This window comes from Undibacterium parvum, assembly GCF_003955735.1.
GTDB lineage: Bacteria > Pseudomonadota > Gammaproteobacteria > Burkholderiales > Burkholderiaceae_D > Undibacterium > Undibacterium parvum.
In genome coordinates this window covers 3776303-3790251 of record NZ_CP034464.1, presented here as the reverse complement: position 1 = coordinate 3790251, position 13949 = coordinate 3776303, and the positions used below count along the sequence as shown (strand labels likewise).

General features: G+C 44.3%; 16 protein-coding genes. 3 read left to right on the top strand and 13 right to left on the bottom strand.

The annotated features are described in order from the left end of the window. Positions 1–32: 32 nt before the first annotated feature. The 6 genes from EJN92_RS16595 to EJN92_RS16570 all read right to left on the bottom strand — a co-directional run bounded on the left by EJN92_RS16595 (position 33) and on the right by EJN92_RS16570 (position 5556). A complete protein-coding gene (locus tag EJN92_RS16595; protein ID WP_126128832.1) occupies positions 33–758 on the bottom strand; it encodes an ABC transporter ATP-binding protein in 726 nt (241 codons plus the stop codon). Continuing rightward, positions 758–1528 carry an ABC transporter ATP-binding protein gene (locus tag EJN92_RS16590; protein ID WP_126128831.1) on the bottom strand — a complete coding sequence of 257 codons (771 nt, stop codon included), beginning with the start codon at positions 1526–1528 and terminating at the stop codon, positions 758–760. Before EJN92_RS16590 ends, EJN92_RS16595 begins: the two co-directional genes overlap by 1 nt. An 11-nt stretch (positions 1529–1539) precedes the next feature. Continuing rightward, positions 1540–2730 (bottom strand): ABC transporter permease subunit, encoded by a 1191-nt coding sequence (locus tag EJN92_RS16585; protein WP_126128830.1) that lies wholly within the window; start codon positions 2728–2730, stop codon positions 1540–1542. A 10-nt stretch (positions 2731–2740) separates the two neighbouring features. Further along, positions 2741–3670, bottom strand: coding sequence for a branched-chain amino acid ABC transporter permease (locus tag EJN92_RS16580; protein ID WP_126128829.1), 930 nt, complete (start codon positions 3668–3670; stop codon positions 2741–2743). A 457-nt stretch (positions 3671–4127) separates the two neighbouring features. After that, entirely contained in the window at positions 4128–5093 is a 966-nt protein-coding gene (gene ispH, locus EJN92_RS16575; protein WP_126128828.1) for a 4-hydroxy-3-methylbut-2-enyl diphosphate reductase, read from the bottom strand. A 7-nt stretch (positions 5094–5100) separates the two neighbouring features. Next, positions 5101–5556, bottom strand: a complete 456-nt coding sequence (locus EJN92_RS16570; protein ID WP_126128827.1) for an FKBP-type peptidyl-prolyl cis-trans isomerase — start codon at positions 5554–5556, stop codon at positions 5101–5103. 95 nt (positions 5557–5651) lie between these two features. On the opposite strand from EJN92_RS16570, the gene radC reads away from it, so the two are divergent. The 3 genes from radC to rpmG all read left to right on the top strand — a co-directional run bounded on the left by radC (position 5652) and on the right by rpmG (position 6881). Beyond that, complete coding sequence (gene radC, locus EJN92_RS16565) at positions 5652–6326, top strand: RadC family protein (RefSeq protein ID WP_126128826.1); 675 nt, start codon at positions 5652–5654, stop codon at positions 6324–6326. Positions 6327–6450: 124 nt separating this feature from the next. After that, positions 6451–6687 (top strand): 50S ribosomal protein L28, encoded by a 237-nt coding sequence (gene rpmB, locus EJN92_RS16560; protein WP_126128825.1) that lies wholly within the window; start codon positions 6451–6453, stop codon positions 6685–6687. Between the two features lie 26 nt (positions 6688–6713). After that, the gene (gene rpmG / locus EJN92_RS16555; protein ID WP_110257750.1) at positions 6714–6881 is read left to right on the top strand and encodes a 50S ribosomal protein L33; all 168 of its coding nucleotides are present in this window, start codon (positions 6714–6716) and stop codon (positions 6879–6881) included. Positions 6882–7056: 175 nt separating this feature from the next. On the opposite strand, the gene EJN92_RS16550 is transcribed toward rpmG, so the two are convergent. From EJN92_RS16550 to EJN92_RS16520, 7 genes are all read right to left on the bottom strand, one after another. Beyond that, entirely contained in the window at positions 7057–8250 is a 1194-nt protein-coding gene (locus EJN92_RS16550) for a DesA family fatty acid desaturase (RefSeq protein ID WP_126129991.1), read from the bottom strand. A gap of 121 nt (positions 8251–8371) precedes the next feature. After that, positions 8372–9667 (bottom strand): mechanosensitive ion channel family protein, encoded by a 1296-nt coding sequence (locus tag EJN92_RS16545; protein WP_126128824.1) that lies wholly within the window; start codon positions 9665–9667, stop codon positions 8372–8374. A 21-nt stretch (positions 9668–9688) separates the two neighbouring features. After that, the gene (locus tag EJN92_RS16540) at positions 9689–10981 is read right to left on the bottom strand and encodes an RsmB/NOP family class I SAM-dependent RNA methyltransferase (RefSeq protein ID WP_126128823.1); all 1293 of its coding nucleotides are present in this window, start codon (positions 10979–10981) and stop codon (positions 9689–9691) included. 36 nt (positions 10982–11017) lie between these two features. Beyond that, positions 11018–11635: a phosphoribosylglycinamide formyltransferase gene (purN, locus tag EJN92_RS16535; RefSeq protein WP_126128822.1), complete on the bottom strand. Its 618-nt coding sequence runs from the start codon at positions 11633–11635 to the stop codon at positions 11018–11020. 90 nt (positions 11636–11725) lie between these two features. Next, positions 11726–12154: a barstar family protein gene (locus EJN92_RS16530; RefSeq protein ID WP_126128821.1), complete on the bottom strand. Its 429-nt coding sequence runs from the start codon at positions 12152–12154 to the stop codon at positions 11726–11728. A gap of 36 nt (positions 12155–12190) precedes the next feature. Next, positions 12191–12568, bottom strand: coding sequence for a guanyl-specific ribonuclease (locus EJN92_RS16525; protein WP_227869587.1), 378 nt, complete (start codon positions 12566–12568; stop codon positions 12191–12193). A 106-nt stretch (positions 12569–12674) separates the two neighbouring features. Then, positions 12675–13844: a patatin-like phospholipase family protein gene (locus tag EJN92_RS16520; RefSeq protein ID WP_126128820.1), complete on the bottom strand. Its 1170-nt coding sequence runs from the start codon at positions 13842–13844 to the stop codon at positions 12675–12677. Between the last annotated feature and the right edge of the window lie 105 nt (positions 13845–13949).

Here is a 13949-nt window from a genome sequence, read left to right as displayed (position 1 = left end):
TTTCGAGGCTTTTTTCTGGTCAGACTTAATACTCAGGCTTCACCCAAATATGCCGCTTGTACTTTCGGATCATTGAGCATGTCTTTTGCGTCACCACTCATGGTAATGAGACCGGAATCCATCACATAAGCCCGATTTGCAGCTTGCAAAGCCAGCTTAGCATTTTGCTCGACCAACAGGATCGTTACGCCTTCTGCTGAAACAGTGCGCACCACTTCAAAAATCTTCTCGACCATGATAGGAGACAAACCCATAGACGGCTCATCGAGCAGGAGTAATTTGGGGTGGCTCATTAAAGCCCTGGCCATTGCCAGCATTTGCTGCTCACCACCGGACAAAGTTCCAGCCAATTGCGCAGCACGTTCTTTCAGACGAGGAAAAACAGAGAACCATTTTTCGATGTCGGCATTAATGCCGGCCTTATCGTTGCGAGTAAACGCACCCATCATCAAGTTTTCTTGAATCGTCATACGGGTAAATACCCCACGCCCCTCTGGAACCATGGCTAGCTGATCATTTACCAGATTAAAGGAGTTGCTGCCCTTAATAGATTTACCGTTGTAAATAATATCGCCTTCGACTTTACAGTCAGGCAAAGTACCGGTAATCGCTTTCAGCGTCGTCGTTTTTCCTGCGCCGTTGGCGCCAATCAAGGTAATTAATTCACCTTTATTAACTTCGAGATCAATGCCTTTAACAGCTTTGATACCACCATAAGCAACTTTGAGATTGCTCACTCTCAATACATTTTCAACCATTAGTGGCCACCTCCCAAATATGCCTCAATAACCGCTGGATTTTTTTGAATCTCGGCTGGTACGCCCTCCGCGATTGGCTTACCATAATCAAGCACGGTTATACGATCACACAAGCCCATCATCAATTTGACATCATGCTCAATAAGTAAAATTGTTTTCCCTTCGGCCTTAATTTTCACAAGTAACTCACGCAAGGCCAATTTTTCGGTTGCATTCATCCCTGCGGCAGGCTCATCGAGCGCCAGTAATTTCGGGTCGGTTGCCAATGCGCGAGCAATTTCTAGTCTACGCTGATCGCCATAAGACAAAAACTTAGAGGTGCGGTCAGCAAATTGTCCGATTCCTACGAAATCCAACAATTCCTGAGCGCGAATCCGAATTTCGGCCTCTTCTTTACGCGCTGCAGCGCTTCTAAAAACGGCACCGAATACACCTTGATGAGTGCGAATATGCCGCCCAACCATGACATTTTCCAAGGCCGTCATTTCACCAAAAAGTCTGATATTTTGAAATGTCCTGGCGATCCCCGCTTTCGCTACTTCATGCGGCGCAGATGGCGAATAAGGTTTACCTGCCAGCTCGAAAGTGCCGGTATCCGGTTGATATAAGCCAGTGATGACGTTGAAAAACGTCGTTTTACCAGCGCCATTAGGTCCGATCAAGCCGTAAATTTGACCTTGCTTAATATTGATGCCCACATTGGACAAAGCCTGGAGGCCGCCAAATCGTTTATTGGCGCCCTCAATTTTTAAAATAGTTTGTTGAGTCATATCCCTATTCCTTATGCCGCGGCATCATTGGTAGTGGTCATTCTGTCTTCATGTTTTGGTGCCGGCCATAAACCTGCTGGGCGATTCAACATAATTGCGACCATTGCAAATCCGTACAGTAACTGGCGCAATACTTCCGCCTCTACCCAAATTTTTCCGAATATGAGCATTTGCACCGGTTCCACGACATGCCGCAATACTTCCGGCAACGCAGCTAATAATACTGCCCCGAGTATGACTCCCGGTATATGACCGATACCTCCAAGTACCACCATCGCCAAAATAACGATTGATTCCATTAGCGAGAACGACTCAGGGGATACAAATCCTTGAAATGAGGCAAACATTGCCCCTGAAATACCACCAAAGGATGCGCCCATAGAAAACGCCAACAATTTCATATTGCGCGTATTAATACCCATCGCCTTAGCTGCAATTTCGTCTTCGCGAATAGCCACCCATGCGCGCCCAAGTCGAGAGTCTTGCAATCGCAGCGAAATAATCACGATTGCGATACACAGAGCTAAGAACAAAAAGTAATAGGCATTGACAGAAGGCATACTAAAACCGCCTAAAACCACAGTCGCATTTGATCCAGGCTCACCGCCCAAAGAGACACCAAAAATACGAATAGGGTCGATCATGTTGATACCCTGAGGACCATTTGTAAAGTTGATTGGTGAGTTTAAGTTATTCATAAAAATGCGAATAATTTCACCAAAACCCAAAGTGACAATTGCTAGGTAATCGCCACGCAGCTTTAAGGTTGGAGCACCTAAGAGAGCACCGAACAACCCGGCCAAAGCCGCCGCTAAAGGAACGATGAACCAAACCGACAAATGAATACCATTTTGTGTTATTTCTGGACCAAGAAGCACAATCAGGAAATTTCCTACGGCAGGATAATTATTCACAAGCGACTCAAGTACCACCGCAAATTGCTGTGAACCAAGTAACGCAGCCAAATAAGCACCGACAGCATAAAACGCGATATACCCAAGATCGAGCAAGCCTGCGAAGCCGACGACGATATTAAGCCCGAGTGCCAACATAATATAGAGCAAGGCAAAATCAATGATCCGGACCCAAGAATTTCCGAAATTTGCAGCTACGAAAGGGAATAAGACCAGCAAAATACCCATTACTGCAAAACTGGTATAGGCCTTCGTCGGATTATTTTTTACATCAAACATAGTAGACATTGTTTTCCCCTTACGCACGATCAGCCACACGTTCACCCATAATTCCAGATGGACGTAGCGTCAATACAATAATCAATACAACGAAGGCAAAAATATCTTGATAATGACTACCAAGAACACCTCCAGTTAATTCGCCTATATATCCAGCCCCCAGGCTTTCAATAAGCCCAAGAAGAATACCTCCGACCATAGCACCATAAATATTCCCTATGCCTCCCAATACTGCGGCGGAGAACGCTTTTAATCCAGGTAAAAAACCCATAGCAAATTGTGCTGAAGAATAATTCGCAGCCCACATAACACCTGCTATCGCAGCAAGCGCAGCACCGATCGCAAAGGTAGCGACGATTACCTTATTCGAATCGACCCCCATCAAACCTGCAACTCTAGGGTTTTCTGCGGTAGCACGCATGGCTCGTCCCATTTTTGTTTTCTCGACCAACAATACCAAACCTACCATCGCCAAAGTCGCCAGTGCTAACAACAAGATTTGCGTTTGTGAAATCACAGCACCGCCAATACCGACGGGCACCGAAGGCATAATCGCGGGGAAGGGAATCGGACTACGACCCCAGATCATCATCGCGAAAGTCTGCACCAAGGTAGAGACGCCAATTGCTGTGATTAAAGGTGCCAGTCGTGGCGCATTACGCAACTTCCGATATGCCAACCGTTCTATCAGTACATTCACGGCAATACAAACAGGGATTGCACCGAGAATTGCGATAATTAGTTTAACGATACCAGGCAGGTCGGGAGCGATGACTTGTAATACTTTAAGAATACTTAAGCCAGCCATCGCGCCTACCATTAACACATCACCATGGGCAAAGTTAATCAGATTCAAAACGCCGTACACCATTGTGTACCCTAAAGCAACTAAGGCATACATACTCCCCAGTACCAAACCATTAATTATTTGTTGGATAAATGTATCCATGTCGTGTCTCTTTCTATGAACGAATTAATATTTCTTTGAAGCCTAAGGCATACGACTGCAGAGGTAATTCAAAAAATCATTTTAGATAAGGAAAACGGTGCTAGCCCACTTTATTATCAGACTAAGGACGCGTGTGCCATTTATCCTATTTGATATGACGTGCTATTTGTAACATTGACGCCGCAATGAAAACTCATGATAGAACTCCCCCCTCAACAACGTTGAATGTTTTTTTTATAATATTTATTGCTACACCTGACAGTCAAGCTAGTGATAAAAATGGAAACTCTGCGCCAATTCCACAGAGCTAATCTGCATATGCGCCTAGCTATTCCTATACTACTATAGTCACCGTTGATAACACAAAAGAAACTGAATTTATGCAAAATCAACTGCAACGCAATACTAACGATGAATAAACGAAATAAAATATTGAATAAACAAAAACCACAAACTTTTATTTTAATGGAATAGGTGTGTTTTCCAACGACTTCATGCCGCTCAAACCCTTAGGCATAGGGAATGTGACGTTCTCCTCAGTGCCAGTTAAAGTGCGCACACTTCTCACACCCAAGGTTTTAAGTCTGTTTATGACCTCCAGCACCAACAACTCTGGTGCAGAGGCTCCTGCAGTAACGCCAATACGATCGCATCCTACTAGCCACTCTGGATCGATCTGTTCAGCCTTATCTACCATAAAAGAATTCACGCCCATCTTTTGCCCCACCTCTTTTAGACGATTCGAGTTTGAACTATTGACACTACCGACTACGATAAGCAAGTCCACCTGTGGGGCCATAAATTTAACCGCCTCCTGACGGTTCGTTGTTGCATAACAAATGTCGCCTTTTTTGGGCTCAATAATATCGGGAAATTTACTTTTCAACGCAGATATAATTCCTAAAGTATCATCGACCGACAATGTAGTCTGGGTCACATAAGCTAACTGCTTAGGATTTTTCACTTTCAGCGTCGCTACATCTTCAACCGTCTCGACCAGGTACATGCCCCCCTCACTTTGCCCCATGGTTCCCTCTACCTCGGGATGTCCCTGATGGCCAATCATGATAATTTCTCTATTTTCACGTCGCATTTTTGCGACCTCAATATGAACTTTAGTTACCAAAGGGCAAGTGGCATCAAATATGGTCAGCCCTCTTTTTTCCGCCTCGTTCCGGACGGATTGCGAAACACCATGTGCCGAGAATATCAAAGTATTCCCAGTTGGAACATCATCCAAATTTTCGATAAAAATCGCGCCTTTTTGTTTCAAATCGTTGACTACGTAAGCATTGTGAACAATTTCATGCCTTACATAAATAGGAGCGCCAAATTGCTGCAGCGCGCGCTCAACGATTTCTATTGCTCTATCCACTCCGGCGCAAAAACCTCTAGGCTGGGCTAACAAAATTTCCTTATTCATAACGATCCTATAATATGCCTATAATTTTGACTTCAAAGGTAATTGCTTGGCCTGCCAATGGATGATTGAAATCAAACAAAGCACCACTCTCATTGAATGCCCTTAATATGCCTGCAAATTGCCCCCCACCAGGCGCGGAAAACTCAACCAAATCACCGACAACATATTTTTCGCCGTAGACAGAATTTTCTTGCAATGTTTCCAAGGAAACTTGTTGTACTAAGTCAGGGTTTCTGGGTCCAAAAGCATTTCCTGCAGCCAGTTCAAGTATGGTATGTGAACCCTCCTCCAAACCAAGTAAAGCAGACTCAAGTTCGGGAGCTAATTGTCCCGAGCCCAACTGCAAGGTGGCTGGGCTATTACTAAAAGTGCTAATAATTTCATTGCCATCATTGCTAACTAAGCGATAATGCAAAGTCAGGTAGGCATCGGAAGTAACTACGGGCGTGGTTGAATGAGGCATAATTTGGAGTGAGTTCGATTAAGTCGCCATTGTAAATCAGCTAGGCCCTGAAGATCATTGCATCTTGTATTTCTTGTTGATTTGGAGACTATCAAATGAGTATAAGCGACTGGCCTTCAGATCAACGCCCAAGAGAACGGCTCATTAAATACGGTGCCAGTGCTCTATCGGACGCAGAATTACTCGCAGTATTTTTAAGAGTTGGCGTCAAAGGAAAAAGCGCAGTCGATTTAGGGCGAGATATGCTCGCCCAATTTGGTTCGCTCAATGCATTATTCGCAGCGAGCATGACTGACTTTTCGAAAATACACGGACTGGGCAACGCAAAATATGCGCAAATACATGCGGTCTTAGAATTGGCGAAACGTGCTATATCAGAAGACTTGCAGGTTTGTGAGAATTTATCGTCGCCAAACAACGTAAAAAATTATCTCCAGCTACTCATAGGAAGCAAGCCTCATGAATCCTTCGCTGTACTATTTTTAGATGTAAAAAACAGACTGATTAGAACAGAAGAACTATTCCGCGGCACACTCAACCATGCAAGCGTCTATCCAAGAGAGGTCGTCAAAGCCGCACTCTCACATAACGCTGCAAGCATCATACTCGCTCACAATCACCCCTCTGGCTCTTGCGAACCTAGCCAAGCCGATCTATCGCTAACCAACACATTAAAACAAGCATTAGCCTTGGTTGATATTCGAGTTCTTGATCATTTTATTATTGCGAACCCAAACGTTTACTCATTCGCAGAGCATGGGCAAATTTAACAATTAAATTGTTAAATTTTAAAAATACAAATGACACAATTGTTTTTCGCAAGTCATTGATAATTCATAGAATTTTAGTTATACTTTCATTTTTCCAATTTCGGAAACCATTAAGGAGTAGAACATGGCGCGTGTCTGCCAAGTTACTGGGAAGGGGCCAATGGTTGGCAACAACGTTTCCCATGCGAACAACAAAACAAAACGTCGGTTTTTGCCAAATCTGCAAAATCGTCGCTTTTTCGTCGAATCAGAGAACCGTTGGGTAGCCCTTCGTTTATCTAACGCAGGCTTGCGTATCGTGGACAAAATCGGTATTGATGCCGTTTTAGTCGACATGCGTGCTCGCGGCGAAAAAGTTTAAGCAGAAACTATTTTTAGGAAAATATCATGGCTAAATCTGGTCGCGACAAAATCAAATTAGAATCGACTGCTGGTACAGGTCACTTCTACACTACATCAAAAAACAAGCGCACTATGCCTGAAAAAATGGAGATCATGAAGTTTGATCCTAAGGCTCGTAAGCATGTTATCTACAAAGAAACCAAGATTAAATAAATCTTAGCTCCCCCCAAAAAACCCGCTAGATTAGCGGGTTTTTTTATATTTATTCAGTGCCTCTTTATTTCAGCATACATTGAAATACTTATCATTGTTTTGCATACTCATGTAGACCAGCCAGTAAAAAAATGGCGCCAGAAAGGCGCCATTACTGATACAAAATTTTAATTCACTATGCGTAACTTCGTAATCTACGCGAAAAATCGTGCAAGGTTTGAATACCTGATGCTTCTGCCCTAACACACCAGTCTTGCAATTGCTGAACCAATTGCTCGCGACTAACCGTGGAGCGCTCCCAAATAAAGCCCAACTCAACGCGCATCTCATGCATAGTTTTTAGCGCATTGCTATGGGCAAGCAATTCAGACAATTGCTGTTTTTGTGGAGCCTCTAACTTGCTCGGTTCACGCTGCAATAACTTTTTTGCTGACTTTAAAAAACCGGCTTCAAAAAGCGCTTTTTCTCTTAACTGATCCAATTCATCGCGCCATGCTCTGCGCAACGACTTTGTATATTTGGCCATTACATCATAGCGATTTGTGATAACCGCCTGCAAAGTTTCCATATCTATAACCGCTTTGATTTCCGCAAATTTTGGTTCAGGGGCCAATTTTCTAACTTTTGCTAAACCAATTATTTCCATGCAACGAATATACATCCAACCGATATCAAATTCATACCACTTCGAAGATAACTTAGCGGAGGTTCCAAATGTATGATGATTATTATGTAGCTCCTCGCCACCAATCAATATCCCAAATGGAACAATATTTGTTGATGCGTCAACACAATCATAATTGCGATAGCCCCAATAGTGCCCGATACCATTAATAATCCCGGCAGCGGTTACTGGAATCCACAACATCTGAACTGCCCAAACGCTTACTCCAAGCACTCCAAATAAAAGAATATCGATGAAAAGCATAAGAACGATTCCCATCCAGCTACGCCCCGTGTAGAGTTTTCGCTCGATCCAGTCATCGGGAGTACCATGACCATATTTTTGCATGGTTTCAAGATTTTTCGACTCGGCACGATATAACTCAGCGCCTTCCAACAATACTTTTTTAATACCGCGCGTTACAGGGCTATGAGGATCCTCCTCAGTCTCGCATTTTGCATGATGTTTGCGATGTATGGCAGCCCACTCCTTGGTAACTTGCCCGGTAGTCAGCCATAGCCAAAATCTAAAAAAATGACTTGGAATTGCATGCAACTCCAGGGCACGATGGGCTTGGCAGCGATGCAAAAAAATTGTTACACTCGCAATAGTAATATGGGTGACCAGCATAGTAAAAGCGAACACCTGCCAACCAGTCGCTCTTGTGACGCCATTAGATAAAAAATCAATTACAGTATCAATAATAGTACTCAAAATAACATATGCTCCATAGTTAATCACTGGCTTACAATCTCATCCTCTGCAAATAGCATGCTGAAAATTAGAATATTTCCCCTAGCATTGTACGCTTTTTTTCAAACGACCTTTAAATTTTACCTACAGCATCACTCATAGTAAGGACTCGTTGTGGATACGGCAATTCGATTTTATGACTTTGCAACATTTTCCAAATTGCACGATTAACGTCCGAAAGTACGTTGGTACGACCATTTTCTGGGTCTGCTATCCAAAAACCCACTCTTAATTCCAAACCATCGGCACCAAATTTGACGAGATATGCAGATGGTCCATTTTCAGTCAGAACCCTACTGACACTGGCGGCAGCTTCGGCCAACAAAGGAAGGAGAGCTTCTAAATCAGTTTTATACGCAACAGTAAGATCAGTTGTCATCACGACAGAACGATCTGTCAGTGAAAAATTCTGCACCGGATTCGACACCAACATTTCATTTGGGATAATAGACTCACCGCCATCCATTCCTTTGAGTACGGTGTAGCGCGTCTTAATATCAGTAATTTCTCCGTTGAATTTATCAACCGAAACTAGGTCGCCTATAGAAACGCTACGGTCAAGCAAAATTATAAATCCAGAGATATAACTACTGGTTATCTTCTGCAAACCTAGCCCTAGACCAACCCCTAAAGCGCCACCAAAAACAGACAATACGGTCAAATCAATTCCGACCATAGTAAGACTGGCCAATATCGCCACGAGTATCAGAACACCACGCCCAAGTCTGGAAAAAACCACTTTGAGAGAGATGTGCATACGTGGCAGCAACATCAAACGAGCTTCTAAGGCTGCACTCGCCCACATCGCGACGACCAAGGTAACGATCACTGAGGCAATTGCCTGCAAAATCTCCAAAATAGAAATTTTATTACGGCCTATGGGGAGCACGATATCATCAAGTGCAGAAGAGAGCTCCTGCCATAAACCAGTAAAATAGAGGGTAACGCCTAGGACAACTAAGCCAATGAATACTTTTTCAAATAGCGCGAGAACCCGTCCTATCGTGCCATCTTTTGCGAATGTACGTCTGACCACATATAGGACGAAGCGAACTAATGCAAAGGAGCCAATAATTGGGAAAAGCAAGCTCAACAAATTGGTATGCTGCCATTTCCCAAGTATCGCCTTTGCGATTAAGATAAATATCAAACAAAAACCAGGGAACAGGACAGGAGAGAAGCTCTCCACCCCTAGTTTTATGACGTCAGAGGATGAGCTGACCGAAGAAAATAACTGCCTCACTTGCCGAGAAACAAGCAAAGCTAATACGCAACAAATGATAACGGTCCCAACTTGCCATAGGATAGTTGGGCTTTGTAGATCATCCACCAAATCAGAAAGTAGCTTTGCTAGCAAAGGTGTACTCATAAAAAAAATATTTAAATTAGCTTATTCATCAAGTGGGGCGGCTGCGACAGCTGCTACCAAGCTATCTCTTTGCATGATTGCAGCGAAAAAACCATCTGTTTGATGACGGTGTGGGAGGAGTTTTAGGTAATCACCCATTTCAAGAGTGATCTTTTGCTCGGACAGTACTTGTGAAGCAGGAACTAACTTAAAGTCTGGATGTGCTAACAAAAACGCCTGCACAATATCATCGTTCTCTTCATCTAAAACGCTGCAAGTAGCATAGACCAAGCGACCGCCCGCCTTTACCAGACGTGCCGCACTATCAAGTATTGCGGCCTGCTTCACGTTGAGCTCAACGACACCAGCTTGAGTTTGGCGCCACTTGACATCGGGATTGCGTCTAAGCGTACCTAAACCACTACAAGGAGCATCTACCAATACTCGATCAAGCTTACCAGCCAATCGCTTCACCTTAGCATCGCGCTCATGCGCAATGAGTACAGGATGTACATTTGATAGGCCACTGCGCGCCAGGCGTGGCTTTAATCTGGCTAAACGCTTCTCAGAAATATCGAACGCATATAAGCGTCCTGTATTGCGCATAAACGCTCCAAGCGCCAATGTTTTCCCACCAGCGCCAGCACAAAAATCGGCAACCATTTCACCACGCTTAGCGCCTAACAATTGCGCAAGAAGTTGACTACCCTCATCTTGAACCTCTATCGTGCCATCCTTGAACAAGGGAAGATTTTGTATTGACGGTTTTTTGATGACACGTAAACCCGTTGATGAATACGGCGTAGGTTCCGCCACAATCGGCGCCTGCGCCAAAACACTAACTACCTCATCACGATTACCTTTTAGAGTATTTACCCTTAAATCGAGAGCTGCTGGCGTATTGAGAGACTCTGCCAATTGCAAGGCTTCGAGCTCACCATATTTTCCTACCAGTTTTTGCCACAGCCAGTCCGGCATATTCGATTTCATTGCAACCGGTAGATGGCTGCGATCGATTAGCATTACGCGCTCTAACCAAGCGATCTCATCGTCACTTAAACCGCCCAAAGCATCTACACCAGCGGCATCAGCCAAGCCCAACAAAGTAAGGCGGCGCATGGGAGAGCCGTAACCAGACTCGGAAAAACTGGTGAATACGCTTTTATTACGCAATAAGCCGTAGATTGCTTCGGCGATCACGCCGCGCTCCCGTCCACCGAGGCGTGGGTGTTCGCGGAAATAGCGCGATAAGGTTCCATCAGCAGGACCGGTGAATCGCAAAATTTCGCGCAAAACTTCTTCGGTATGACCGACAATTGCTGGAGGTAATCTCATTCTATTTCTTTCTTAGTTAGTACTTTAGTTCGTTCTTTAGTTTGTTAAATCAGCATCTACATCGACGCGATTGCCATTCACTTTTAATTTCCCCTCAACGAACCAACGAACGGCTCTCGGGTAAACTATATGCTCCTGTATCAATAATCGTTGCGACAAACTCTCTTCATCGTCAGTGCTTAATATTCTGACCGCCAGCTGATCAATTATTGGACCATGGTCTAACTCAGGCGTGACGAAATGTACAGTTACGCCATGAACTTTGACACCCGCATCAAGTGCCTGCTTATGCGTCTTTACGCCAACAAAACTAGGTAGTAATGAGGGGTGAATATTCATCATGCGATTCGTGTAATGCTCTACGAAACCTGCACTCAAGATGCGCATAAAACCAGCTAATACGACAAGATCGGGGGAGTAACGGTCTATTTCGGTTTGAAGCACTGCATCAAATGCTTCGCGGGTGGGGAAGTTTTTACTAATCACTACTGAAGTAGGGATGCCCATACTGGCGGCATATTCCAATCCAGCGGCATCACTACGATTGCTAATCACGGCGACGATTTCTGCCGACCAATGTTCTTTTTTTGCAGTCTGGACGATAGCTTGCATATTGCTGCCTCGACCAGAAATTAATATGACTATCCTTTTCATTGCCGCATTGTACCTGTGTAGCGACCCAAGTCCCAAATAAAAATGCCTGCATTTAAGTTATTAGCAACTAATCATCTAAGGATTTGAAGTCTACTGAAAAGAATAAAATACTCTAAAAGCAATTTTTTTATCTGCCCAAAATTCCGCCGCATCCCGAAAAACATCGAGCAAGGTCTCACGTGCTTCCTTGTCAAACTTCGGCGTATTCGGCAACTGCTCCAAGACGACGACAAATCCCGCCTGTGCACCTGCTTTGTAAATGAGATCAGTCAGGCAGTCCGACAGGGCGTCGAAATTTTTCCCTACATATTTTGGAAATCCAAACGATGTTGCGATCCGCCCTAAAACCTGCTGCTTGGTCTCAGCATCTAGGCAATAGGCATACAAAAAATGTTGTCCTAATTTACTCGCCTCAGCTTGCAACTCGGGTATCCGGAATGCGCGTATCGACTGTACGAGATTCGGAGTAAGCGCCTCCAGTAAACTTACCTCACCCTCATTTGGCGAATTTATAACCATGAAAGCTCTATCCACATAAAATTGAAAAAATGCCACTTACTCATATATTTTTCGAAAACTCTCATAGTGATCATCCGTGTAATAATATTCACTATCGAATTTTGCGTTCCCGCCAGCAATAATGCGCCGTGCACCTCGATTTTTCGCCCGCGGTGTTTTGACGGTATATTCATGATAATAACCACGCTTCTGCTTGGGCAGATTTGACTCATAATTTCCGAAAACTTTTCCGTCTTGTGAATAAGGAAACGGGCCATCGCTTTTTATCAGCATTAGCGTTGTTCGTGCCTCCGGTGGCAAATCATGAACAGAGATAGCATCAAAACTAAGTAACTGTTTAGAAAAAACCGCTGCCGAAAACAGTAACAACAATAAAAATGCAGTCCATTTTCTTAAAACCATAGGTTTAGTCATAGTTAAATTCAATTGCAAAAGTTACGAAAAGCCGCATAGGGTAACGTTTTGACAGCGAGGAATCAAGTTCCGGCCGAGAAAAGCATTTTTTTAAGGCCACTTTTATCTATTCTCGAAAAAAATCGCAGACGTCCTGTCGATTAGCCCAGGTATCTTTTTCACCCAAGGCTATTAATTCGCGGGTGTAACTAGCTTCAAAAAGCAAATACGACGCCAATCCAGCGCCGCGTACCTCAGTGGCGCCTATCCCACCCAGCATTGCCCTTACCGGCAATGGCAAACTATTAATGTGACGACTGGCGATCTCATCCAACCGCTCGGAAGGCGCGATCACTAGTAATTTAACTGGTTTTAAAGGGGTTTTCTCTAGGTACTCGGGCGGTAACATGGATAAAGTTTTATTTATACGAGTAAGTCTTTCAATATCGACAGCAAGACTATCGAGAAAAATACTGGCCATAGCGTGGCCGGCAATTTGCGCGAAACTTGGATACTGTGCGCTTTCTGTTTGCTGCCTTGGCGGTTCGCTTAAGCGCCCGGCTCCGATAATTAAAACATTCTCAGCACCCAAATGGATGGCAGGTGAAATAGGCGCTAACTGGCGCATAGAGCCATCGCCACAATATTCTAAACGCCCGCCCCAGTTGAGCGGCACCGAGGGGAAAATAAACGGTATTGCCGAAGACGCCATTAGATGTTGCACGCCAATAAAATCTCTTTGCGACAGTCTTTGCGATCTAACCCAGGGGGCTATGTCAGCGAGGGTCTGGTAGAAGGTTAAATGATGACCAGCGGTATACGAAGAAGCCGTCACGGCGAGAGCATGCAGCGCGCCTTTGGCCAGCGTTTGATCTAACCTATCCAAATCTAACAAGCGGGTCAACAACTCGGACAGCGGTGCATTATTCAAGAGTGAAGTCGGTGGGGTTTTTCTCCATTTATTGAGCAACCAACCAAAAGACATTAGCGACAACCATCTGGCACCGGAACGAATGACTCCTATTGAGTCGGCACGATACACCTGGGCTGCCTCAAAATTTTCCCAGACGTGAACTATGCTAGAGACCGCTTCTTTAAAATGATCACAACGACAAGCCAGCGCGGTGGCATTGATTGCCCCTGCCGAGGTGCCGCAAATAATACCGAAAGGATTATCTTGTTCGTTCCATCCTTCTTCCAGCAAAATCGCGGAGATCGCTTTCAATACCCCCACTTGGTAGGCGGCTCTGGCGCCACCACCAGTCAGTATCAATCCAGTTTTAGTATTATTTCTCATCTAGCCTACAAATAAAAAAGGGCAAACATGCTGTCTGCCCTAGTGTATAAGCACGCTATAAAAATGTCATGTTACAAGATGTGATTTTCCCGCTTACATGACAAA